At 67.7% G+C, this 22,532-nt stretch carries 27 protein-coding genes and 1 pseudogene; 6 read left to right on the top strand and 22 right to left on the bottom strand.

The window, feature by feature from the left end; genetic code table 11:
* The first annotated feature begins 11 nt into the window (after window positions 1-11).
* Window positions 12-491 carry a recombinase family protein gene (locus AC07NF_RS08575; RefSeq protein WP_494633695.1) on the top strand — a complete coding sequence of 160 codons (480 nt, stop codon included), beginning with the start codon at window positions 12-14 and terminating at the stop codon, window positions 489-491.
* On the opposite strand, the gene AC07NF_RS08570 is transcribed toward AC07NF_RS08575, so the two are convergent.
* The 5 genes from AC07NF_RS08570 to AC07NF_RS08550 form a co-directional block, all read right to left on the bottom strand.
* Window positions 488-1,249, bottom strand: coding sequence for an ABC transporter permease (locus tag AC07NF_RS08570; RefSeq protein ID WP_494633693.1), 762 nt, complete (start codon window positions 1,247-1,249; stop codon window positions 488-490). The two genes, AC07NF_RS08575 and AC07NF_RS08570, sit on opposite strands and share 4 nt — an antisense overlap.
* Entirely contained in the window at window positions 1,246-2,175 is a 930-nt protein-coding gene (locus AC07NF_RS08565; RefSeq protein WP_494633691.1) for an ABC transporter ATP-binding protein, read from the bottom strand. The genes AC07NF_RS08570 and AC07NF_RS08565 overlap by 4 nt, the downstream gene beginning before the upstream one ends.
* 124 nt (window positions 2,176-2,299) lie before the next feature.
* Window positions 2,300-2,761: an NfeD family protein gene (locus AC07NF_RS08560; RefSeq protein WP_494633689.1), complete on the bottom strand. Its 462-nt coding sequence runs from the start codon at window positions 2,759-2,761 to the stop codon at window positions 2,300-2,302.
* Between the two features lie 4 nt (window positions 2,762-2,765).
* On the bottom strand, window positions 2,766-3,752 hold the full coding sequence (locus AC07NF_RS08555) for an SPFH domain-containing protein (RefSeq protein ID WP_494633687.1): 987 nt from the start codon (window positions 3,750-3,752) through the stop codon (window positions 2,766-2,768).
* 31 nt (window positions 3,753-3,783) lie between these two features.
* Entirely contained in the window at window positions 3,784-4,203 is a 420-nt protein-coding gene (locus AC07NF_RS08550) for a TIGR02301 family protein (protein WP_494633686.1), read from the bottom strand.
* 191 nt (window positions 4,204-4,394) lie between these two features.
* Between AC07NF_RS08550 and AC07NF_RS08545 the strand changes: the two genes are divergently transcribed.
* Window positions 4,395-4,604 (top strand): hypothetical protein, encoded by a 210-nt coding sequence (locus AC07NF_RS08545; protein ID WP_492813839.1) that lies wholly within the window; start codon window positions 4,395-4,397, stop codon window positions 4,602-4,604.
* Here the strand turns inward: AC07NF_RS08545 and AC07NF_RS08540 are convergent.
* Complete coding sequence (locus tag AC07NF_RS08540; RefSeq protein ID WP_494633683.1) at window positions 4,601-5,143, bottom strand: hypothetical protein; 543 nt, start codon at window positions 5,141-5,143, stop codon at window positions 4,601-4,603. The genes AC07NF_RS08545 and AC07NF_RS08540 overlap by 4 nt on opposite strands.
* A 107-nt stretch (window positions 5,144-5,250) precedes the next feature.
* Here AC07NF_RS08540 and AC07NF_RS08535 point away from each other — a divergent pair, with 107 nt between their 5' ends.
* The gene (locus tag AC07NF_RS08535) at window positions 5,251-6,012 is read left to right on the top strand and encodes a Crp/Fnr family transcriptional regulator (RefSeq protein WP_494633681.1); all 762 of its coding nucleotides are present in this window, start codon (window positions 5,251-5,253) and stop codon (window positions 6,010-6,012) included.
* Here the strand turns inward: AC07NF_RS08535 and AC07NF_RS08530 are convergent.
* The 9 genes and pseudogenes from AC07NF_RS08530 to map all read right to left on the bottom strand — a co-directional run bounded on the left by AC07NF_RS08530 (window position 6,009) and on the right by map (window position 13,313).
* Window positions 6,009-6,974, bottom strand: coding sequence for an NAD(P)H-dependent flavin oxidoreductase (locus tag AC07NF_RS08530; RefSeq protein ID WP_494633680.1), 966 nt, complete (start codon window positions 6,972-6,974; stop codon window positions 6,009-6,011). The genes AC07NF_RS08535 and AC07NF_RS08530 overlap by 4 nt on opposite strands.
* 76 nt (window positions 6,975-7,050) lie before the next feature.
* Entirely contained in the window at window positions 7,051-7,833 is a 783-nt protein-coding gene (locus AC07NF_RS08525; RefSeq protein ID WP_454758430.1) for an SDR family NAD(P)-dependent oxidoreductase, read from the bottom strand.
* Between the two features lie 64 nt (window positions 7,834-7,897).
* Window positions 7,898-8,659 (bottom strand): site-2 protease family protein, encoded by a 762-nt coding sequence (locus AC07NF_RS08520; RefSeq protein ID WP_494633678.1) that lies wholly within the window; start codon window positions 8,657-8,659, stop codon window positions 7,898-7,900.
* 19 nt (window positions 8,660-8,678) lie between these two features.
* Window positions 8,679-9,116, bottom strand: coding sequence for an NUDIX hydrolase (locus AC07NF_RS08515; protein ID WP_494633676.1), 438 nt, complete (start codon window positions 9,114-9,116; stop codon window positions 8,679-8,681).
* The gene (locus AC07NF_RS08510) at window positions 9,113-10,186 is read right to left on the bottom strand and encodes a patatin-like phospholipase family protein (RefSeq protein ID WP_494633674.1); all 1,074 of its coding nucleotides are present in this window, start codon (window positions 10,184-10,186) and stop codon (window positions 9,113-9,115) included. Before AC07NF_RS08510 ends, AC07NF_RS08515 begins: the two co-directional genes overlap by 4 nt.
* Before the next feature lie 10 nt (window positions 10,187-10,196).
* Window positions 10,197-10,994, bottom strand: a complete 798-nt coding sequence (locus tag AC07NF_RS08505) for a 3-hydroxybutyrate dehydrogenase (RefSeq protein ID WP_454713816.1) — start codon at window positions 10,992-10,994, stop codon at window positions 10,197-10,199.
* Between the two features lie 99 nt (window positions 10,995-11,093).
* On the bottom strand, window positions 11,094-11,861 hold the full coding sequence (gene yaaA, locus AC07NF_RS08500) for a peroxide stress protein YaaA (protein WP_494633672.1): 768 nt from the start codon (window positions 11,859-11,861) through the stop codon (window positions 11,094-11,096).
* 191 nt (window positions 11,862-12,052) lie between these two features.
* Window positions 12,053-12,182, bottom strand: a pseudogene (locus tag AC07NF_RS08495) (hypothetical protein); the annotation flags it as partial.
* A gap of 384 nt (window positions 12,183-12,566) precedes the next feature.
* Window positions 12,567-13,313 (bottom strand): type I methionyl aminopeptidase, encoded by a 747-nt coding sequence (gene map / locus AC07NF_RS08490; protein WP_494633670.1) that lies wholly within the window; start codon window positions 13,311-13,313, stop codon window positions 12,567-12,569.
* 74 nt (window positions 13,314-13,387) lie between these two features.
* Here map and AC07NF_RS08485 point away from each other — a divergent pair, with 74 nt between their 5' ends.
* On the top strand, window positions 13,388-13,711 hold the full coding sequence (locus AC07NF_RS08485; RefSeq protein ID WP_494633668.1) for a hypothetical protein: 324 nt from the start codon (window positions 13,388-13,390) through the stop codon (window positions 13,709-13,711).
* On the opposite strand, the gene AC07NF_RS08480 is transcribed toward AC07NF_RS08485, so the two are convergent.
* The 5 genes from AC07NF_RS08480 to AC07NF_RS08460 all read right to left on the bottom strand — a co-directional run bounded on the left by AC07NF_RS08480 (window position 13,686) and on the right by AC07NF_RS08460 (window position 18,352).
* Window positions 13,686-15,095, bottom strand: a complete 1,410-nt coding sequence (locus AC07NF_RS08480; RefSeq protein ID WP_494633666.1) for an FAD-binding oxidoreductase — start codon at window positions 15,093-15,095, stop codon at window positions 13,686-13,688. The genes AC07NF_RS08485 and AC07NF_RS08480 overlap by 26 nt on opposite strands.
* A 27-nt stretch (window positions 15,096-15,122) precedes the next feature.
* Window positions 15,123-15,446 carry a 1-deoxy-D-xylulose-5-phosphate synthase gene (locus AC07NF_RS08475; protein WP_494633664.1) on the bottom strand — a complete coding sequence of 108 codons (324 nt, stop codon included), beginning with the start codon at window positions 15,444-15,446 and terminating at the stop codon, window positions 15,123-15,125.
* Window positions 15,447-15,450: 4 nt separating this feature from the next.
* Window positions 15,451-16,428, bottom strand: coding sequence for an L-threonylcarbamoyladenylate synthase (locus AC07NF_RS08470; RefSeq protein ID WP_494633663.1), 978 nt, complete (start codon window positions 16,426-16,428; stop codon window positions 15,451-15,453).
* On the bottom strand, window positions 16,359-17,630 hold the full coding sequence (locus AC07NF_RS08465; protein ID WP_494633661.1) for a YceI family protein: 1,272 nt from the start codon (window positions 17,628-17,630) through the stop codon (window positions 16,359-16,361). The genes AC07NF_RS08470 and AC07NF_RS08465 overlap by 70 nt, the downstream gene beginning before the upstream one ends.
* Before the next feature lie 89 nt (window positions 17,631-17,719).
* Window positions 17,720-18,352 (bottom strand): YceI family protein, encoded by a 633-nt coding sequence (locus tag AC07NF_RS08460; protein WP_494633659.1) that lies wholly within the window; start codon window positions 18,350-18,352, stop codon window positions 17,720-17,722.
* Between the two features lie 197 nt (window positions 18,353-18,549).
* On the opposite strand from AC07NF_RS08460, the gene AC07NF_RS08455 reads away from it, so the two are divergent.
* A complete protein-coding gene (locus tag AC07NF_RS08455) occupies window positions 18,550-20,307 on the top strand; it encodes an acyl-CoA dehydrogenase family protein (RefSeq protein WP_494633657.1) in 1,758 nt (585 codons plus the stop codon).
* A 117-nt stretch (window positions 20,308-20,424) separates the two neighbouring features.
* Here AC07NF_RS08455 and AC07NF_RS08450 read toward each other — a convergent pair whose 3' ends face one another.
* Entirely contained in the window at window positions 20,425-21,402 is a 978-nt protein-coding gene (locus AC07NF_RS08450) for an alpha/beta fold hydrolase (RefSeq protein ID WP_494633655.1), read from the bottom strand.
* Between the two features lie 127 nt (window positions 21,403-21,529).
* Here AC07NF_RS08450 and AC07NF_RS08445 point away from each other — a divergent pair, with 127 nt between their 5' ends.
* Window positions 21,530-21,988, top strand: coding sequence for a MarR family winged helix-turn-helix transcriptional regulator (locus AC07NF_RS08445; protein ID WP_494633653.1), 459 nt, complete (start codon window positions 21,530-21,532; stop codon window positions 21,986-21,988).
* A gap of 32 nt (window positions 21,989-22,020) precedes the next feature.
* Here AC07NF_RS08445 and AC07NF_RS08440 read toward each other — a convergent pair whose 3' ends face one another.
* Window positions 22,021-22,503, bottom strand: a complete 483-nt coding sequence (locus AC07NF_RS08440; RefSeq protein ID WP_492813809.1) for a peroxiredoxin — start codon at window positions 22,501-22,503, stop codon at window positions 22,021-22,023.
* Between the last annotated feature and the right edge of the window lie 29 nt (window positions 22,504-22,532).

The following is a 22,532-nucleotide window of genomic DNA, read 5'->3' as shown; positions in this document are numbered from 1 at the left end:
AAGCACCGGTGATGAAACTCGTCGGCTACTACCGCGTGCCGCCCGTGCGCGGGATCTTCTTCAGCCCGGCCCAGGAGGAACGCCTGCTGCTCTTGGGCTGCGAGGAGGTGTTCAGCGACCGGTGCCTGGCCTCCGGCGTCGTGCGGCCGGGCCTGGCGCGCGCCGTCGAGGCGCTGGGCGACGGCGGCGCGCTGGCCGTGCCCAGTTTCCACGCCCTGGGCGGCGACATGGCCGGCCTGGTCGACGCGGTGCTGAAGCTGAAGGCGCGCGGCCTGCATCTGGTCGTGCAGCAGCCGCAGGTCGACACCCGGACCGATGCCGGCTTCTTCGAGACCTGCGAGATGCTGATGGGCTTCAGCCGCGAACGGCCGATGGTCCGCGCCGCCGAGACGGCCCTGATCGCCAAGGGCGGCAAGGCCGGCGGCATGAAGGGATTGAAGGCGGAGGTCACGGCTGAAGCCGAAGACACCCCGCCTCCTTCCGAGGACTAGACCTTCAGGCGATAGCCGGTCTTGAAGATCCACCAGACGGCCGTCAGGCACACGATCAGGAACACGGCGGTCATGCCCAGGCTGACGCCGACGCCCACATCCGACTGGCCGTAGAAGGCCCAGCGGAAGCCGCTGACCAGATAGACCACCGGGTTGAACAGGGTGATCTTCTGCCAGATCTCCGGCAGCATCTTGATCGAGTAGAAGCTGCCGCCCAGGAAGGTCAGCGGCGTGATGATCAGCGCCGGCACAATCTGCAGTTTCTGGAAGTTGTCGGCCCAGACGCCGATCACGAAGCCGAACAGGCTGAAGGTCACCGCCGTCAGCACCAGGAACAGCAGCATCACGAACGGGTGGGCGATCTCGAACGGCACGAAGAGCCGGGCCGTGGCCAGGATCAGCAGGCCCAGGCAGATCGACTTGGTCGCCGCCGCCCCGACATAACCCATCACCGTCTCGACCCACGACACGGGGGCGCTCAGCAGCTCGTAGATCGTGCCGGCCCATTTGGGCATGTAGATGCCGAACGAGGCGTTGGAGATGCTTTCGCTGAGCAGCGACAGCATGATCAGGCCCGGAATGATGAAGGCGCCATAGCTGACGCCGTCGATGGCCTGCATGCGCGAGCCGATCGCCGAACCGAACACCACGAAATACAGCGAGGTCGAGATGACCGGCGCCAGGATGCTCTGCAGCAGGGTGCGGAACCACCGCGCCATCTCGAAGCGGTAGATGGCCTTGATCGCGTGGATGTTCATTGCGGCGCCCTCACCAGGCTGACGAAGATGTCTTCCAGAGAGCTCTGGTCGGTCTGCAGGTCCTTGAAGTCGACGCCGTTCTCGGAGAGGCGCTTGAGCAGGTCGGCGATGCCGGTGTCGTCGGCCTGGGTGTCGAAGGTGTAGACGAGGTCGGCGCCGTCATTGATCAGGCTCAGCGACGCATCGCCCGCCAGCCCGGCCGGCAGGGCGGTCAGCGGCTCGCGCAGGTGCACGGTCAGCTGCTTCTTGCCCAGTTTGCGCATCAGCACGGTCTTGTCCTCGACCAGGATGATCTCGCCCTTGTTGATCACCCCGATCCGGTCGGCCATCTCCTCGGCCTCCTCGATATAGTGGGTGGTCAGGATGATGGTGACGCCGTTCTCGCGCAGCTGGCGGACCATCTCCCACATGTCGCGGCGCAGCTCGACGTCGACGCCGGCGGTGGGCTCGTCCAGGAACAGGATGGTCGGCTCGTGGCTCAGCGCCTTGGCGATCATCACCCGGCGCTTCATGCCGCCCGACAGCGCCATGATCTTGCTGTCCTTCTTGTCCCACAAGGACAGGTCGCGAAGGATCTTCTCGATCAGGGCGTCGTTGCGCGGCTTGCCGAACAGGCCGCGCGAGAAGGTGACCGTGGCCCACACCGTCTCGAAGGCGTCGGTGTTCAGCTCCTGCGGCACCAGGCCGATCTTGGTGCGGGCGGCGCGGTAGTCCTTCACCACGTCATGGCCGTCGGCCAGGACGACGCCCTGGCTGGGGTTCACGATCCCGCAGATGATGCTGATCAGGGTGGTCTTGCCCGCCCCGTTGGGACCCAGCAGGGCGAAGATCTCGCCTTGCCGGATGTCCAGGTCGATCGTCTTGAGGGCCTGATGGCCCGACGCATAGGTCTTGTTCAGACCCTTTACCGATATGATTGAAGTCACGCCGTCTCCCCTAAACGCGACGGTGCAGCGTCGCGCGTGCCCTGCAGGTGGCTGATGCGGGCCTAAATGGTGTCGTTGACGTCGGATAACAGGGGCAGCGACCGTCTTCTGTCAGCAGGTGTCGTCAGGTTGGGATCTTGCGGACCTTCAGCACCGCGCCGTCGATGCCGATGACCACGACCTCCTGGCTGATCGCGGGGATCGGCTCGTCGGTCTCGGCCGCCCAGTCCTTGCCGTCGACGAACACCCGGCCACGGCCCTGCTCGAAGGTCGACAGCACCTGACCGCGCTGGCCGACCAGCCGCTGGGTGGGATCGTTCAGATCCGGACTCTTGGGCTCCAGCACCGGCCGCAGATAGCGTCGGGCCAGCAGAGTCGTGGCGATGGTCAGGGCCGCGAACAGGCCGACATCGACCAGCAGGCCCAGATGCGTGAACTGGGCGATGGCCCCAACCACGAAGGCGCTTGCGGCCGGCCACAAGAGCCAGCCGGTGCCGGTCGAGACCTCGACGGCCAGGATGGCGGCGGCGACCGCCAGCCAGACCCAGAACGGATGCAGCGCGTAGAAGCTTCCCAAGCCGTCCATGGTGTCAGGCTCCGCGCTTGCCGCCCGTGGGCGTGCTGGCGCCGCCGGTCGATGCCGGGCGCGGCGTCGGGGCTGGGCGCGGCGAATCCGCACCCAGGCTCTTGATCAGCTCGCTGACGCCCGCGACGGTCCCGGTCAGGCCGGAGAAGTCGGCCGGCACGATGACCGTCTTCTGCTGCGGGCTGCGAGCCAGCTCGCCGAACGCTTCGACATATTTCTGGGCGATGAAGTAGTTGATCGCGTTGACGTCGCCCTTGGAGATGGCCTCCGAGACGAAGGCCGTCGCCTTGGCTTCGGCCTCGGCTTCGCGCTCGCGGGCCTCGGCGTCGCGGAAGGCGGCCTCGCGGCGGCCCTCGGCCTGCAGGATGGCCGACTGCTTCTGGCCCTCGGCGCGAGCGATCTGGGACTGCTTCTCGCCCTCGGCCTCGGTGATCACCGCGCGGCGCTCGCGCTCGGCCTTCATCTGGCGGGCCATGGCGTTGGTGATGTCGGACGGCGGCGTCAGGTCCTTGATCTCAATCCGCGCCACCTTCACGCCCCAGGGGCCGGTGGCGTGATCGATGGTCGAGAGCAGGCGGGTGTTGATCTGATCGCGCTGGCTCAGCACCTCGTCCAGCTCCAGCGACCCGACCACGGTGCGCAGGTTGGTCTGGGCCAGCTGGGTGATGGCGTAGATCAGGTTGTCGACGCGATAGGCGGCGGCCGCGGCGTCCATCACCTGGATGAAGACGATAGCGTCGACCTTCACCGACACGTTGTCCTTGGTGATGACCTCCTGTTGGGGCACCTCCAGGACCTGTTCCATCACATTGACCTTGCGGCCGATGGACTCGAAGAACGGGGTCAGGATGGTGATGCCGGGCTTGAGGGTCCGGGTGTAGCGGCCGAAGCGCTCGACGGTGAACTCGCGGCCCTGCGGCACGATCTTGATCGCGCTGAACAGCAGCACGAACGCAAAGCCCAGGAAAATCAGAACGACGACGCTGCCCAAGACTTTGCTCCCAACCTACTTTGGGTGGAGCTTAGCGCGGCCCTTCGTCGTCCGCCATGGAATCCGGTTCGCGGTGCGCCTGGCGGACCGACTGCGACATCTTCTGGGCCTGGGACTGGCCCTTGCGCGAGACCTGCTGCTCGGCCTTCCGGCTGGCGTCGTCGCAGGTCGGATACTCGCTGCGGCGCGAGGCGAAGCCGGTGTTGAACCGCTCCCGCATCTGGGCGTCGAAGGCCTGGTCGGCCTGCTCGACCTCGGTCAGCCGCACCATGCGCGAGCGCCAGTACTGGTCGGTCTCGCCCTGGCAGACCTGGCGCAAGGCGTGGCTCTCGCCCAGCGTATAGGCCAGGTCCAGGAGGCGCTGACGGTCCTTCGCATCCCGCTCCTGAGCCAGGAGGGGCGTGACGACGAGGGCGGCCAGAACGGCGCCGATGAGGAACGGACGCGACATGCCGTCAGTTATCATCAAAGCCCCCTCACCTGTCATCAGCCCGCGCCCAAAAGGCGAGAAACGGGACGCCGAAGCTTGGGGGCAAGCCTGGGGATAAATGTCCCCCGGTGTCAAAAAAGCTTTGGCGATAAAGGCCTTGCGATCGCCACAGATCGGGTCTTTCCTGTGGATACTGCAAGGAGGTCAAGCCCATGACTGAGGTGCATTACGGTGTCGTGCGCGTCGGTGACCGCTGGTCGATCATCGGAGACAATCTGCGTTTCGGCGCCTACGAGACGCGCGGCGAAGCCCGCGACGCGGCTCGCCGCCTGGCCGAACATCCGGCCGGTCTAGGCCTGCCTGTGATGCTGCACGTGCAGGAAGAGGACTGGGTGCTGCCCCGTCCGACGCAGCTGAGCTAGGCCTCGGCCGCTTCCTCGTCCTCGCCATAAAGCAACGGCTTAAGCACGCGCCACACCTGCAGGGCCGAGGCGACCGCGCCGACGATCGAGGCGACCACCTGGAACGCATTCCAGACGAAGCTGATCAACGGGTCCTCGCCCAGCATGGCGACCAGCGGGTAGATCAGGTGGCTGACCGTGATCCGGAACTGGGCATAGGCCTCTGAATACTCCACCGACGCCCCGGCGATCGCGGCCGTGACCACGACGGCCAGCACCGGCGCCCAGAGCAGCGGCAGGATCAGCAGCAACGCCAGGGCCGTGATCAGCGACTTGGTGGTCAGGCCCAGGTCCTTTACGACGGTGATCCCGACACCGGCGATCACCGCCAGGCCCAGCAGCGCGAAGGCGACCGGCAGGGTCAGGTCGGCGGTGTCCGCCACTGGCATGCCGACGGCGAAGACCATCACCGCCATCACCAGCAGGGTGACGACGAACGCCCCCAGCCACAGGGCGCCGTACTGGCTGAGCCGCCGCCTCAGATGTCGTTTCGCGATCATCGCCGCCTCCCGGTCGGCGGAAGGGTGCTTCGGAAGAGTCTCGCCGTCCACGGGAAACTAAGCTGTGTGCTGCGCGCTTTACCCGTCGAGCTTCACGGGAGATCAGCATGTCCGCCCTCGCCCGCATCGTCCGCAGCACCGTCGAAGGCGACGCCGCGCCGCCCTATGCCTCCAACCGCCTGCTGGCCGCTCTGCGCGCCGAGGCGCTGACCGCGCTCGCGCCCTATCTGGTGCTGGTCGACCTGCCCGCCGACGCGGTGCTGTTCGACGCCGGCGACGACGTCGAGCACACCTATATGCCCTGCGGCCCGACCCAGGTCTCGCTGCTGGTCGTCACCTCGGACGGCCAGGAGATCGAGGCCGCCAGCATCGGCTTCGAAGGTGCGATCGGCGGCGTGGTCAGCGCTGGCTTCAAGCCTGCCTACGGCCGCGCCGTGGTCCGCGTTCAGGGCCGCGCCTTCTGCATCCCGACCGCGCGGCTGGAGGAGATCAAGACCCAGCACCCGGTCGTGGCCGACCTCTTTGATCGCGCCGCCGACGTCTTCATCGCCCAGATGATGCAGGTGGCGGCCTGCAACGCCCTGCACCCGATCGAGCAGCGCGCCTGCCGCTGGCTGCTGTTCGCGCACGACCGTTCGGGCGACGAGCCGATCCGCCTGACCCAGGAGACCCTGGCCCAGATGCTGGGCGTGCAGCGCACGACGATCAGCGCCGTCGCCCGCGTGCTGCAGGACAACGGGATCATCCACATCGGCCGCGGCCGGGTCGAGATCCTGGACCGCCCGGCCCTCGAGAAACGCGCCTGCGAGTGCCACGACGCGGTCGAGACCCACTTCAAGCGGATCCTGCCGAAGTTCGAGACCCTCTAGGTCCGGAAGGCGCTGGCCCGGTCCAGCGCGTCTTGCGCCTCGCTGACCAGCCGCGCGACGATCTCGCCGGCCGGCAGCACCTCCCGCACGCCGCCAGCGCTCTGACCCATGGCGAAGCAGGACTTTTCCGGATCCAGGCCCTCGACCTGGCCGCCGATGCCGCCCATCGCGCCATTGCGGATCGAGACCATGGCCTGCTGCGGGAACGGCTGGATGTCGGCCGGCCGCGCCTCCCAGTCGTCGACATAGGGGTTCTTGCGCACCCGCATCGGCTTGCCCGAGTAGCAACGGGTGCGGACGGTGTCCTCGTCGGCGGCCTCGAGGATCGCCTGGCGATAGAGGTCGCCGGCGTGGGCTTCGGTCGAGGCGATGAAGCGGGTGCCCATCCAGACGCCCTGAGCGCCCAGCGTCAGGGACGCGGCCAAGCCTCGGCCGTCATGCAAGCCGCCTGCCGCGATCACGGGAATCTTCACGACCTCGACCGCCTGGGCGACCAGCGGCAAGGTCCCGACCAGACCCGTATGGCCGCCGCCCTCGCCGCCCTGGCAGATGACGGCGTCACAGCCGGCCTGCTCGGCTTTGACGGCGTGTTTCACCGCCCCGCAGACGACCATGACCTTCAGGCCGGCTTTCTTGAGCCGTTCGATGATCGGCAGCGGCACGCCCAGGCCGGCGATAAAGGCGCTGGCGCCCTCCTCGATGATGACCTCGACGCTGGCTGTCAGGGCGTCGGGCGTGGCGGCCAGGAGATCGACGCCGAACGGCTTGTCGCTCAGTTGGCGGACTTCCCGCATCTGGCTGCGGATGAAGTCCGGTGACGTCCCGGCCATGCCCAGCACGCCGTAACCGCCGGCGTTCGACACCGCCGCCGCCAGGGGCGCGTAGGAGACCCCGCCCATGCCGGCCAGCAGGATCGGATGCTGGATATCCAGAAGATCGCAGAGCGGCGTGCGCAGGCCCATGATCATTCCTCCCATGTTTCCAGGGAGGATTTCGGCCTCCGCCCAGCGCGGCAAGCGTGCCGCGAGGTTAGCCGCCCTAGAAGATCGAGTATCCGCCGTCGATGACGATGGTCGTACCCGACTGGTAGCTGGACGCGTCCGAAGCCAGGTAGACGGCCATGCCGCCGAAGTCCTCGGGCTCGCCCCAGCGACGGGCCGGCACGCGGGGGATGACCTTCTCGGCGAAGGCGGCGTTGCCTTGCGCCCCGGCCGTCATGTCGGTGGCAATCCAGCCCGGCAGGATGGCGTTGGCGCGCACCCCGTAGCGCGCGTGCTCGACGGCCACCGACTTGATCATCGAGATCACCGCGCCCTTGGTGGCGGCATAGGCCTCGTTGCGGGCCGCGCCCTCGATGGCGGCCAGCGAGGCGATGCCAACCAGCGAGCCGCCGGCGTCGCCGGTCTTGGCCCGCTCGACCATGTGGCGGCAGGCCTCTCGCAGGGTGAAGAACACCCCGTCCAGATTGACCGACAGCACCTTGCGATAGGTCTCGGTCTTCATCTCGACGAACGAGGGCGAGCCGTAGCCGATGCCGGCATTGGCGAAGACGCTGTCGACCCGGCCCATGGCGGCCACGGCCTCTTCCATGCCTTCGCGGACCTGGGCTTCGTCGGAGACGTCGACGGTCTGGGCCTTCACCCGCACGCCCAGGGTGGTCAGCTGCTTTTCGGCCTCGAGATTGCGCTCGGGGTTTGAGCCCCAGATGACGATGTCGGCGCCGGCCTGCGCCATCGCCTTGGCCATCCCTAGGCCGATGCCGCGATTGCCGCCGGTGACCAGGGCCACCTTGCCCGACAGGTTGAACGGCGCGTAGGCCATGGCGAACCCTCCCTCATTCTTCTTGAAACGCTTGTTTGAAGAAGAAGCGGTCAGGCCGTCGCGGTCAAGAGCCCCAGAAGTGGAAGGCCTGCCAGCCGCTGGCGATCGCCCCGCGCGGCACGGCCAGCAGGTCGGTGATCGCCAGGGCCGCGCCGAAGATGAAACGGCTGGCGCCGGGGACCCAGAAGATCAGGGCGAACAGCAGCAGGAAGCCGACCCGCTCGATCTTGACCATCTTCTCGCGGACGCCGTCGGGCAGGAACGGCCGGATCACGCCGTAGCCGTCCAGGCCGGGGATCGGCAGCAGGTTCAGCACCAGCGCGCTGGCTTGCAGGAAGGCCAGCATCGAGAGCGCGTTGTACAGCGGCTCTGACGCGACGAACTGCGAGGCGGCCGCCAGCACGATCAGCACCAGCAGCGTCCCCAGCGGTCCGGCCAGCGAGGCCAGCGACCGCCAGCCCCTGGACCGCATCAGGTCCTCGCGCAGATAGACCGCACCGCCCGGAAAACCGATGCCGCCCAGGGCCAGGGCGATCAGCGGGAAGATGATGGTGGTGACCAGGTCGGAATATTTCAGCGGGTCGAGGGTCAGATAACCCTTCTCGACAATGGTCGTGTCGCCGGCCTTGTGGGCGGCGAAGGCGTGGCCGAACTCGTGGATGCCGACGCTGAGGATCCAGGCCGCCACGACGAAGGCGAAGGTCAGGACGCCGACCGGCTGCAGCTCAGCCGCCACCGCCCAGCCCAGGCCCACACAGGCGGCGACCAGGATCAAGGCGTTGGGACTAATCGGGGTGCGCGGCGCGCGGGCTTCGATGACGGTCATGAAGCAGGATGTCGGACGGCTAGGCCGGAAGCGCAAGCGTCCCGTACTTTTGGTAGGTCTCCGCGATCACCCGCCGGGTCTCGTCCCATTCGACCAGGGCCATGGCCTCGTCCAAGGTCACGAACTTCGCTTCCGCCGCGTCGTCGCCGGCCACCGGCTCGCCGGCGGTCCAGCGGGCGGCGTAGTCGATCATCACGTAGTGGCGGGTGATCTCACCCCCGGGACGAGCCGGAAACACGCCGTCGACCACGTCGAGCAGGCCCAGCAACTCAGCCTCGACACCGGTCTCTTCCTTCAGCTCGCGCAAGGCGGCGACCTGCAGGGTCTCGCCCCATTCCAGGCGACCGCCGGGCAGGCTCCACTGGTTCAGGCGGGGCGGCTGGCCGCGCCGGATCAGCAGCACCTGGTCGCCCTTCAGGCAGACGACGCCGACGGTCGGGACGGGGTTGCCGCTCATGGAAAACCGACCTTCAGATCGACCGAGGACTTCACCCCGATGCAGTTGCCGCAGTCGGCCAGCCAAGCTTCCGCCGCCTTGCGGCCGCGTTCCTTCAGGTCGGTCAGGAAGCTCCATTCGGTGTCGAACTTGGTCGACAGCGACAGGTCCGCCAGCGGCTTGTCGGCGGTGATGGCGTGGACCAGCATCCGGCGATAGCGGCCCCGGGCGTTGTCCTTCAAGAGCCCCTCGTCCAGCAGCTTCTGCACGAAGCCGATGGCCCGCAGCTCCGAGGCCAGCGAGGCGTTGAAGGTGATCTCGTTCAGCCGGTCCATGATCTCGCTCGGCGTCTTGGGCGTCTCGTCGCGGACGAAGGGATTGAGGCTGACGATCAGGATGTCGTCGGGCGTGTCGTCGTAAAACAGCGGCCACAGCGGCGGATTGGCCAGGAACCCGCCGTCCCAGTAGGGCTCGCCGTCGATCTCCACGGCCTGGAACACCTGGGGCAGGCAGGCGCTGGCCATGATGTGGCGGGACGTCAGCTCGGTCTCGCGGAAGATCACCGACTTGCTGGTCCGCACCGCCGTGGCGGCGACATACAGCTTGATCGGGCTCTTCTCGCGGATCTGCTTGAAGGTGATCTCGGCTTCCAGCGTGTCGTGCAGCGGGTTCAGGTTGAACGGGTTGAACTCGTAGGGGCTGAGCGACAGGGCGAAGGTCTCGGCCATCCGCCAGCCGGGCGTGTTCTTCAGCCAGTCGGCCCCGCTGCCGAAGGCGCCGCCGAACGCACTGGTCCAGATCGAGGTGTCGCCAAAGACATTGCGGCCACCCTGGCGATTCACCTGCCGCCAGAACGAGTCCAGCCGCTTGCGGGCGCCCGCCTTGCCGTCATCGATGAGGCCCTGCGCCAGGCAGACCGCGTTCATCGCCCCGGCCGAGGCGGCGGTGACGGCGCGAATCTCCAGATCGTCTTCCTCGAGCAGGCGGTCGAGGACGCCCCATTCGAACGCCCCGTGCGAACCGCCGCCCTGCAGGGCCAGGCTCAGCAGCCGGGGACCGGCGGGTTTCTTCTTGAAGGGCGGGATGGGCACGGGGCCCAGCCTATTGCGCCACCCAGCCGCCGTCGACCTGGAAGGCGGCGCCATTGGCCGAGGCCCCGGCGTCGGAGACCAGATACAGCAGCATGCCGGCCAGCTGGTCGAAGGTGACGAACTGCTTGGTCGGCTGGGCCGCCAGGATCACGTCCTTCATCACGGCCTCTTCCGAGATGCCGCGCGCCTTGGCCTGGTCGGCGATCTGGGCCTCGACCAGCGGGGTCTTCACGAAGCCCGGGCAGATGGCATTGCAGGTGATGCCGTCCTGGGCGACCTCGAGGGCGACCGTCTTGGTCAGGCCCATGATGCCGTGCTTGGCCGCCACATAGGCCGACTTGAACGGCGAGGCGACCAGGGCGTGGGCCGAGGCGATGTTGATGATCCGCCCGCGCCCCTGCTCCTTCATGATCGGCACCGCCGCCTTGGTGGCATGGAAGGCCGAGGACAGGTTGATGGCGATGATCAGGTCCCACTTGTCGTCCGGGAACTCCTCGATCGGGGCCACGTGCTGGACGCCAGCGTTGTTCACGAGAATATCCAGTTCGCCGAACTCGGCCTTGGCCGCGCGGACCATGTCGGCGATCTCGATCGGCTTGGTCATGTCGGCGCCGTGGTACAGCACCTCGACGCCGTGCTTTTCAGCCATCTCGGCGCGGGCCCGCTCGATGGCGTTCATCTCGCCCAGGCCGTTCATGACGATGTTGCAGCCCTGGGCGGCGAGCGCGTCGGCCAAGGCGTGACCGATGCCGCTGGTGGACCCGGTGACGATGGCGACTTGACCCTGCAAACCGAAATCGACGGCCATTCACGCGCTCCTAAGGCAACGCCCCAATGATATTGCAACGCAACATATAGCTCGCCATTGCGAGAGGCGAGCCTTTATTAAATTCATCGATAGATGAAATTATGGCTGCAAGCGAGCGAAAACCCAGTCGGCCTCGGTCGAGAGATCGGCGCGGAAGCCGTAGCCGTCCAGGTTGAAGCTTTTCAGCCCCTCGGCCCGGTCGATACGGTTGTCGATGGCGTAGCGCGCCATGCGGCCGCGCGCCTTCTTGGCGAAGAAGCCCAGCACCCGCAGCTCGTTGCCCTTCTCTTCCTTGAAGTGGCAGGTGACGACCGGCAGCTTCAGGGCCTTGGCGTCGACGGCGCCGAAATATTCCTGGCTGGCCAGGTTCACCAGGGTCGGATCGGCCTGGCCCTCGGCGGCGGCGTTCAGGGTCTTGGAGATCGTCTCGCCCCAGAAGTCGTAGAGGTTCGAACCCTTCTTGGTCTTCAGCCGCGTGCCCATCTCCAGGCGATAGGGCTGCAAGGCGTCGAACGGGCGCAGCACACCGTACAGGCCCGACAGGATCCGCAGGTGGTCCTGCGTCCATTCCAGGGCCGGACGATCCAGCTCGCGGGCGGCCAGGCCGCCATAGACGTCGCCATTGAACGCGATCACGGCCTGCAGGCCTTCCTCGACCTCGGAATCGAAAGCCTGGAACCGCTCGCGGTTCAGCTTGGCCAGGGCGTCGGAGATGTGCATCAGCCGCTTCAGGTCGGCGGCCGTCAGCTTGCGCGTGACCTTGGCCAGTTCGGCGATCTGGGGCTTGAGCTCCGGCGTCGTCAAAGGCAGGGCCTGGGCGGGCGCGGTGAAGTCCAGCGACTTGGCGGGCGAGATGACCATCAGCATGGGCGGGGAGATAGAGGGTTCCAGGCGGCTTCGCTAGCCGGGCGCGTACGGAGGTGGACATGACGGCGCCGCTTCACGCGGCAGACCGCTGAAGATGGAAAGGGATGCGGAGCGCCGGACGACGTCCGGAGTGTGAGTAGTTTGATACCGTTTCGACGTAGTCCGACGCTCCGCGCGATCGTTATCCGCCAGCGTCCCGTCAGGTGGCCCTGTTCAGGCCTTACCGGGAGCCAGGCTTTCGCGTTTCCGCTGAAGCCCGGCGATCGAAGAAGGCGAGCCAAAAATGGCTAAGACACACCCCTTTGCCTTCGACCACGCCAGCGGCGGGCGGGTTCAGCCAGCACGCTGAAGCCCCGGACCGTCCGAGTATCCCCCTCGGACCTTCACCGCTCGATCACACCCCGCCGCCACAACGGTCGCTGGCCGTGCGCCCTTTCCTCGCGACGAGGTGGGATCATTGTCCAGCGGTTCTGAGCGCGGATCATTCGAAGGCGCGTAAAATCGACAAGCGATTGATTTCGCTCAAGTCGATCTCGCGAACGCCGAGGATAGAGGCCGGTCAACGCTCATAGATCCTCCCCCTTAGCGGGGGAGGTGTCGGCGCGTAGCGACGACGGAGGGGGAAGAAACCGGGCCAGGACAACGACCCCCTCCGGCGCTCCGCGCCACCTCCCCCGCTAGGGGGAGGATCTATGGGCGCGGTCGCTAAACCAGCGTCAGCACCAGCGGCCCGTTCCGTGTCGCCACCAGCGTGTGTTCGTACTGCACCGTCGCCTGGCGCTGGGGCGGGCGCAGGGTCCAGCCGTCGTCCAGCTCCTCGACCCAGTCGGCGCCCAGCGACAGGAAGGGCTCGATGGTGAAGACCAGGCCTTCGGGAATGGTGCGGCGGTCGCGCGGCTCATACCAGGTGGGGATCTCGCGCGGATCGTCGTGCAGCGAGCGGCCGACGCCGTGGCTGGCCAGGTTGCGGACCAGGCTGTAGCCGTTCTTGTCGGCGAAGGTCTCGATCGAGCGCCCGATCTCGTTCAGCCGCGCGCCGGGCTGCACCGCCTTGATGCCAGCCCACATCGCCCGGCGGCCGTCGCGGCACAGGCGCTCGACGCGCTTGGTGACCGGCGGCACCGCGAAGCTGGCGCCGGTGTCGCCGAAATAGCCATTCAGCTCGGCCGAGACGTCGATATTGATCAGGTCGCCGGCCTTGACCACCGTGTCGCCCGGAATGCCATGCGCGCAGTCCGGCCCCACCGAGATGCAGGTCGCGCCCGGGAAGTTGTAGGTCAGCTCCGGCGCAGAGCGCGCGCCTTCCTTCTCCAGCAAGGCGCGGCCGATATCGTCCAGTTCCCGGGTGGTCATGCCGGGCTCCAGGGCCTCGCCCATCGCCGCCAGGGTGCGGGCCACCAGGTTGCCGACGACGCGCAGCTTCTCCAGCTGGTCTTCGTTCTCGATGGTCATGGCGATCTCCTTGGCGGCACGATGTCGGCTTAGATAGGTTGGCGCAACGCCCGCGTCCCGGCTATCAGCGGGGGATGAGCAACACCCTGGGCCTGCTGGCCGCCCTTCTCTGGCCGCTTCCGATGTTCGTGGCCGTGTTCTTCGTCCTGCGTGACAGGACGCTGAAGCACCGCATCGTGTTCGCGGTGGTGTCGTTCGTCGGCGTCGGGGCATTCTGGATGGAGCAGTCGAGCGGCAGGTGGGGCTTCGTCCCGATGGCGATCAGCCTGATGCCCAGCATGCAGCCGGGCTTCTACAAGGCCACGATCCCCGCTGGCGCGTTCGCCGTGCTGGGCGTGCTGTTCCTGCGCGCCCGCAAGCGCGCGGCCGTCGCTAAAACAAAACCCTCGGATTCATGATCCGCTTGGGGTCCAGCGCCCCGCGGATCGCCCGCAGCGCCGCGACCTCGATCGGGTCCTTGTAGGTCAGGGCCTCGGCCGTCTTCATCGCCCCCAGGCCATGCTCGGCGCTGATCGAGCCCGAGAAGGTGGCGGTGATGTCGTGGACGATCTTGGCCCCGGCCTCGCGCTGGGCCTCATGCGCGTCGCCGTCGCCGCCGACCGGCTGCAGCACGTCGTAGTGGACATTGCCGTCGCCGACATGGCCGAAGGCGACGATGCGCGTACCGGGGAAGCTCTTTTCGATCGCGGCGTTGGCCTGGCCGATGAAGTCGGGGATCTTGGAGACCGGCACCGAGACGTCGTGCTTCCACACCGCGCCTTCCGGCTTCTGGCCGGCCGAGTGGCCTTCACGGATATGCCAGAAGGCCTTCATCTGGGTCTCGGTCTGGGCCACGGCCGCGTCGGCGATCAGGCCGCGCTCCAGGGCGCCGGCCAATAGCCTTTCCAGCGCCGCCTCGGCCACGCCGGGCTCGCCGCTGGCGATCTCGATCAGCACGTACCAGGGATGCGGGGTCGGCAGCGGGTCGCGCAGGCCCGGCACGTTGCGGACGGTCAGCTCGAAGCCGAGGCGCCCCATCAGCTCGAAGGCCTCGACCGCGCCGCCGGTCTCGTCTTTTGCCCGCGCTAGGAGCTGGATGGCGTCGGCCGGCGAGGCCAGGCCCACGATCGCCACGGCCCGCGAGGCCAGCAGCGCGTGCAGCTTCAGGCTGGCGGCGGTGACGACGCCCAGCGTGCCCTCGGCGCCGATCAGCAGCTGCTTGAGGTCGTAGCCGGTATTGTCCTTGCGCAGGCGTTTGAGGCCCTTCCAGATCTCGCCATTGGGCAGGACGGCCTCGATGCCCAGCACCTGCTCGCGCATCATGCCGTAGCGCAGGACGGCGGTGCCGCCGGCATTGGTCGAGATCAGGCCGCCGATCGTGCACGAGCCTTCCGAGGCCACGCCGACCGTAAAGCGGCGGCCGACCTTGGCGGCCTGCTGGTGGGCTTCGTACAGGGTGACCCCGGCCTCCAGCACCATGGCGTCGTCGATCGGGTCGACGTCGCGGATCGCCGTCAGCTTCTGGGTCGACAGCAGGATCTCGCCGTGCGGGATCTGGCCGGCGACCAGCCCGGTATTGCCGCCTTGAGGGGTGATCGCCACGCCCTCGGCCGCGCAGATGCCGACCACGGCGGCGACCTCGGCGGTCGAGCGCGGGGTGACCAGCAGCGGCGTCTCGCCTTTCCAGCGGCCGCGCCACTCGACCAGCTTGGGCGCGATCACGTCGGGATCCTGGCTCCAGCCGCCTTCGCCGAGCACGGCTTTCAGGCGGGAGACGACATCTGCGGGAACGGGCTTGGTCATGGCGCGCAGTATAGGCGTCTCGCGGGCCTAGCCCAAGGCCGGGTCGGGCAGGCCGCGGATGTCGCGCCAGTATTCCTCGCGCACATTGTCGTCGATCACGGCCGGATCGCCCGCCCCCTTGAAGAGCCGGTCGGCGCCGTCCTTGCGCGCCCGGGCGATCCAGTACGGATAGCCGGTCACGCTGTCCTGGAAGTTGGCCTTCAAGCCCGAGTGGCGCAGCGCGAAGAACGTCTGGCCGGCATAGTGCAGGGTCTCGCCGCTCTTGGACGAGACGACCCGTCCGATCCGCGCCGGCCCGTTGACGCCCTTGGACTTGTCCTCGACGTACATGATCCGGGTCTTGCTCTTCATCGGCTTATCCTACGAAGCCGGCGGCGCGGCGCAGCCGGTCATTGATCGCTTCGCCCAGGCCATCTTCCGGGATCGGCGCGACGGCGATGGCCGAGGGGCGCAGACGGTCGGCGGCGCGCAGGTACGCGAAAAGGTTGGCGGCGGCTTCGGCGAGATCGCCAGCCGGGCTGAGATTGAACACGCGCGGGCTTTCCGGCCAGTCGCCGAACGCCAGATAGGCCTCGCCGGCCTCGGGGGCCTTGGCGTTGATCCGCACCGGCGCGTCGGGGGCGTAGTGCAAAGCCAGGCGGCCCGGCGAGCGCTTGGCGTCGTCGTCGGCTTCGGCCAGCGGGCCGACGATCTGTTGCAGCTGGACGCGGGTGACGGCGCCGGGGCGCAGCAGGCGCGGATAGCCGTCCAGCACCGAGACGACGGTGGACTCCAGACCCACGGCGCACGGTCCGCCATCCAGGGCGGCGGCGGCCTTGTCGCCGGTCTCGGCCACGGCGTCGGCATAGGTGGTGGGGCTGGGCCGGCCTGAGCGGTTGGCCGAGGGTGCGACCACGGCCCCGCCGAACGCCTCCAGCACCGCATGCGAGACCGGATGGCCCGGCACGCGAATGGCGACGGTGTCGAGGCCCGCGCGCGCCAGGTCGCACACCGCGCTCGTGTCCTTGATCGGCGCGACGATGGTCAGCGGGCCCGGCCAGAACTCGCGGGCCAGGGCGTAGGCGCGGTCGTCGAGATCGGCGATCCGCGCGGCGGTCTCCAGGTCGGCGACGTGGGCGATCAGCGGGTTGAAACGCGGGCGGCCCTTGGCCTCGAAGATCGCCGCCACGGCCGCCGGGTTCGAGGCGTCGGCCCCCAGCCCGTAGACCGTCTCGGTCGGCAGCAGGACCAGCCCGCCGGCGCGCAAGGCGCTAGCGGCCGCCGCTATTTCTTCTTGGCGGTGATCGCGAAGCTGACCTTCACCTTCGCCGCGATTTCGTCCGTCGACGCCCATTCGCCCTGTCCAACTCCGAATGTCGTCCGGTCCAGGGTGGTTACACCCCGCGCGGTCGCCGTGTCGCCGTCGATCTTCAGGGTGAAGGGCAGGCTGAGCGGCTTTTTCACGCCGCGCAGGTCCAGGGTCCCTTCGGCGACGAACTTGCCCTCGCCGGTCTTGCGGAACTTGGTCGCGGTGAAGGTCGCCTTCGGATGCTCGGCGGTGTCGAAGAAGTCGCCGCTGGGCAGGCTCTGGTCGCGCTGGTCGTCGCCGGTGGCGGCCGAGGCCATGTCGATGCTCACCGTGACCTTCGAGCGGTCCAGGGCTTCCGGCGAGAACAGGATGTCGGCGCTCCAGGTCTTGAACCGGCCGTCGATGCCGCTGCCCGACCAGGTGGCGGTGAAGGTCAGGGTCGAGCTCTTCTGCACGGCCCAGGCGACCGGGTCCTTCAGAGCGGATTCGGCCGGCGCGGGTGCCTCGGCGACGGGCGCTGCAGTGTCAGCCGGCGCCGGCGCGGCGACGGGAGCGGGTTCCTCGACTGGCGCGGGCGCGGGAGCCGGGGCCTTCACGGCCGGCATGTAGAGGTAGCCGGCGGCGACGACAGCGGCCAGGCCGGCGGCGGCCAGCCACAGGCGCGGCTCCTTGATCCCCGGCTTGGCGCCGGCGGCCATGTGGCCGAACACCGCGTCGCGGTCGAGGATCTGGTGCTTGGCCACCGCGCCCAGGTGCAGGAGCAGCAGCAGGTAGGTGGTCTTGACCAACACGCCGTGACCCAGCTCGCCGGCCTGGTGCCAGGCGTGCTTGGCCCCGGCCGCCAGCTCGGGCAGGCCCGGGATGTGCGGCCACGGCACGGTCCCGTAGAGCAAGGTGGGGATCGGCACCCGGCTGGTCGAGACGATGATCCAGCCCGTCACCGGCAGGCCGATCATGATCACGTAGAAGCCCCAGTGCACGACGTGCGAGGCGATCTTCTCCCACTTCGGCTGGCCCTCGGGCGGGGCCGGCGGCTTGTTGAACAGCCGCCAGGCCAGCCGCGCCAGGCTGAGCAGCAGGATGGTGATGCCGATCGACTTGTGCAGCTGGAACAGGGCGTAGGTGGTCGGCCCCTTGGGACCGTCCCCCATCCGCCAGCCCAGGATGATCTGGAAGATGATGGCCGCGGCGATCAGCCAGTGAATGACGATCGCCACCGTCGTGTAGCGCGTACGGCTCTCGGCCATGCAGGTCTCCCAGATCCCTGGACTCTTACTTGGCGCGTGACGGGCGCCGAAACCGGCATCCACTTTCGGCTGTCACGCTTGGGTAACGCTTACTTCTTTTCGAACTCGACTTCGATGTTCAGCGTGACGTCGTCGCCGATCAGCGGGGCGTACTTGCCGACGCCGAATTCCGAACGCTTGATCGTCGTCGAGGCCGAGAAACCCGTGCGGGTCTGCAGCGGGATCATGCCCGAACCGACGCCGTTGAAAATGACGTCCAGGGTCACGGGCTTGGTCACGCCGTGGAAGGTCAGGTCGCCGGTCACCGAGCCGTGCTGGCCGTCACCGACATTGATGGCGGTCGAGACGAAGGTGATGGTCGGATACTTGGCCGCTTCCAGCCAGCCGTCGCCGGTCAGCTCCTTGTTGAACTTCAGGCCGAAGGCGTCGGCGCCCGTGGCGGTGTCCAGCGAAGCCGGGTCGATCGTCACGTTGATCTTCGAGGCTTCCGGCGCCTTGGGATCATAGTGGAAGTCGGCGTCCAGCTTGGTGAAGCGCAGGGTGTAGTTCGAGAAGCCCATGTGCTTGAGCTTGGCGGTCAGCACGGCGTGGGTCTTGTCCAGCACGTAGTGGCCGGCCGGCAGATCGGCCGGCTTGGTCGAGGAGACGCCCGGCGCGGCCAGCGCGGCGGGGGCCGTGAAGAGGGCAACGGCGAGCGCCGCATAGGCGTAGGGACGGATCATCGGGGAGGAAGCTCCAGTTAAAACTAAAACAGCAGCAGTTACTGTTTCCCCGAATTAGGAACTCCACCGTGGGATGGAAGGGCCCGGCGCCCGCCACGCGATCACGAGACCGTGATCTTGCACAGAAAGCCGCGAGCGGCTTGGCGACGTAACGTCACCCTCCCTAAACAGGCCGCGACCGTCTGGAGTTTTTCGGCATGACCTACCGCGCGCCCGTTCGTGACCTTGCCTTCTCGCTGCGACATGCGGCGGATTTCGGGCGGCTGGCCGACGCCTTTCCCGAAGCCGACGCCGATACGGTGGCGGCGGTGCTGGAAGCGGCCGGCGCCTTCGCCGCCGACGTGCTGGCCCCGCTGAACCGCCAGGGCGACCTGGTGGGCGCGAAACTCGAGAACGGCGTGGTCCGCTGCGCCCCCGGCTTCGCCGACGCCTACAAACAATTCGCCGAAGGCGGCTGGGCCAGCCTGGCCGCGCCGGTCGAGCACGGCGGCCAGGGCCTGCCCAAGACGCTGGAAGTGGCCGTGCTGGAAATGGTCCAGGCCGCCAACATGGCCTTCGGCCTGTGCCCCATGCTGAGCCTGGGCGCGATCGAGGCGCTGGAGCACCACGGCTCCGACAGCCAAAAGCATCTCTACCTGCCGCGCCTGGTCTCGGGTGAGTGGACCGGCACGATGAACCTGACCGAGCCCCAGGCCGGCTCGGACCTGGCGGCCCTGACCACGGTGGCGACTCCAGATGGCGACGGCGGCTGGAAGATCACCGGCCAGAAGATCTTCATCACCTGGGGCGACCACGACGCCGCCGACAACATCATCCACCTGGTCTTGGCCCGCACGCCCGACGCGCCTCCAGGCGTGAAGGGCATCTCGTTGTTCCTGGCCCCCAAGGTGCTGGTGGGCGAAGACGGCGCGCTGGGCGAGGCCAACGGCGTGCGCGTCGGCGGGCTGGAGCACAAGCTGGGCATCCACGGCTCGCCCACCTGCGTGATGCTGTTCGAGGGCGCCAAGGCCGAACTGGTCGGCGGCCTGGGCCAAGGCCTGCCCAACATGTTCACGATGATGAACGCCGCGCGCCTGCAGGTCGGGACGCAGGGCACGGCCATCGCCGAGCGCGCCTATCAGCAGGCGCTGGCGTTCTCGCAGGAGCGCGTCCAAGGTCGCTCAGCCTGGACCGGCGCCTATCCCTCGCGCCTGTTCGACCACCCCGACATCCGCCGCACGCTCGTCCTGATGAAGGCCCACATCGAAGCCGCGCGCGGCATCTGCCTGTCGACCGCCGTCGCCGCCGACCTCTCGCGCGCCGCCTCGGATGAAGCCACCCGCACGGCCGCCAAGCTGCGCGAGGAACTGCTGACCCCGATCGCCAAGGCCTGGTCGACCGATGTCGGCGTCCAGGTCGCCTCGCTGGGCGTGCAGATCCACGGCGGCATGGGCTTCATCGAAGAGACCGGCGCGGCCCAGCACTATCGCGACGCCCGCATCGCCCCGATCTACGAGGGCACCAACGGCATCCAGGCCATCGACCTGGTCGGCCGCAAGCTGATGCTGGGCGAAGGCCAGGCCATGGCCGACCTGATGGACGACATCCGCGACACCATCGAACTGCTGAATGCCGGCCCGCTGAAGGCCGTCGGCCTGCGCCTGGAAGCGGCCCTGAACGCGGCGGCTTCGGCCACCGCCTGGCTGATCGAGCGCCGCGCCAATTCGATGCCGGACGCGCTGTCCGGCGCGACGGCCTATCAGAAACTGCTGGGTGATGTCGTGGGCGGCTGGATGCTGGCCAAGGGCGCCCTGGCGGCTGATGGCGAGGCGGACGCGGCGTGGGCGGAGAGCAAGCGGGCGCTGGCGCGGGTGTTCGCCGAGGCGGTGCTGGCCCAGGTACCGGGCGCGGCGGCCGGGGTGATGATCGGCGCCGAGGACTTCGCGGCGATGACGCCGGAGGTTCTGGGGGCCTAAACGCCACGAAGCCGCCCTCGCCCTTCGACAAGCTCAGGGTGAGGACGACTTCGAATGTCAGCGCAGTAGGAACCTCATCCTGAGCTTGTCGAAGGACGAGGTTCCGCTTGGCTCAGCCTACGCCTTGAAGAACGCCAGCAGGTCGGCGTTGATCACCTCGGGATGCGTCGACGCCATGCCGTGCGGCAGGCCCGGATAGGTCTTCAGCGTGCCTTTCTTGACCAGCTTGATGGCCAGGTGAGCGCTGTCGGCGATCGGGACGATCTGGTCGTCTTCGCCGTGCATGATGAAGACCGGGACATCGACCTTCTTCAGGTCGTCGGTGAAGTCGGTCTCCGAGAACGCCTTGATGCAGTCGTAGTGGGCCTTGGCGCCGCCGGTCATGCCCTGGCGCCACCAGTTGTCGATCAGGCCCTGGCTGACCTTGGCGCCCGGACGGTTGAAGCCGAAGAACGGACCTTCGGGGATGTCGCGGAAGAACTGGGCGCGGTTGGCGACCAGGGCCGAGCGGAAGCCGTCGAACACCTCGATCGGCAGGCCGCCCGGGTTCTTGGCCGACTTCAGCATCACCGGCGGCACCGCGCCGATCAGCACCACCTTGCCCACCCGGCCCGGCTTGGCGCGGGCGGCGTAGTGGATGGCCTCGCCGCCGCCGGTCGAGTGGCCGACGTGGAAGGCGTTCTTCAGATCCAGGTGGTCGGCCAGGGCGATGACGTCGGCGGCATAGGTGTCCATCTCGTTGCCGCTGTCGGTCTGGGTCGAGCGGCCGTGGCCACGACGGTCATGGGCGATGACCCGATAGCCCTTCAGCAGGAAGAACATCATCTGGGCGTCCCAGTCGTCGGCGCTGAGCGGCCAGCCGTGGTGGAACACGATCGGCTGGGCGTCCTTGGGACCCCAGTCCTTGTAGAAGATCTGGACGCCGTCTTTCGCGGTGACGAAGCCGCTCTCGGCGCGGTTCGCGGCGTGCGGAGTGCTGGCAGCCTTCGGGGTCGCAGCCTGGGCGCTCTGGCCCAGCGAGGCGGCCGCCACGGCGGCGAGACCGAAGCCGGCAGTCATCACGCCGCGACGGGAAGCTTGGTTCGACTGGCTCATGGATCAACCCTCATCTCTTGTCTGCGATAATTGTTATCGCGATAACGAAAAGCGTCATAGGCCGACCGCGACAGCGTGTCCACCATTTTCTTTATCGCGATATCCTTTTTCGTGGTAAGAAGGATCCATGACGACGAAGACCCCACCCCCGCGCCCGCTGGATCAGCAGATCTGCTTCACGCTGTATGCGACCAGCATGGCCATCACCCGCGCCTACAAGCCCCTGCTGGACGCGCTGGGCCTGACCTATCCGCAGTACCTGGTGCTGAACGTGCTGGGCGAGGCCCCTGAAAGCAAAGACGGGGGCGTCACCATCGGCGGCATCGCCGAACGGCTGGACCTGGAGTCCAGCACCGTGACCCCCCTGGTCAAACGCCTGGAAGCCGCCGGCCTAGTCGCGCGGCGGCGCGGGCTCGAGGACGAGCGGCGGGTCGAGGTGACGATGACGGAGGCTGGACGGGCTCTGCTGGGCCAGTCGGGATGCCTGAACGACACGCTGCTGGAGCGGTCCGGCATGGAAGGCGAGGACCTGGGGGCGCTCAACAAGCGGATCCAGGCGCTGCACGAAGCGATCGTGCAGGGGTAAAGGCGCGGCGGCAGCCGCCGCGCCCTTGGATCTTACAGCTGTTCCAGCAGGTACTCGGCCGACGAGACCTTGAACTGGCCGGCTTCCTCGATGTTCAGCTGGGTGACGACGCCGTCCTTGGCGATCAGCGAATAACGCTGCGAGCGACCGCCCATGCCGAACTTCGAACCGTCGAAGTCCAGGCCGATGGTGCGGGTGAAATCGCCGTTGCCGTCGGCCAGCAGCAGGACTTCGCCGTCGATGCCCTGATCCTTGCCCCAGGCCTTCATCACGAAGACGTCGTTGACCGAGACGCAGGCGATGGTGTCGACGCCCTTGGCCTTCAGTTCGGCGGCCTTCTCCTTGAAGCCCGGCAGGTGCTTGGCCGAGCAGGTCGGGGTGAAGGCGCCGGGGACAGCGAACAGGGCGACGGTCTTGCCCTTGAAGATGTCGTCGGTGGTCAGCGGGGCCGGCCCTTCGGCCGTGCTGGTCATGAAAGTCGCCGCGGGCAGCGTGTCGCCAACCTGGATCGCCATGGGCCGTGTTTCCTCGTGTGTGCGATTGA

It is taken from the genome of Caulobacter sp. GW821-FHT10A06 (assembly GCF_059415805.1).
Note: the sequence above shows the minus strand (reverse complement) of the source record. Positions and strands in the feature narration are given on the sequence as shown.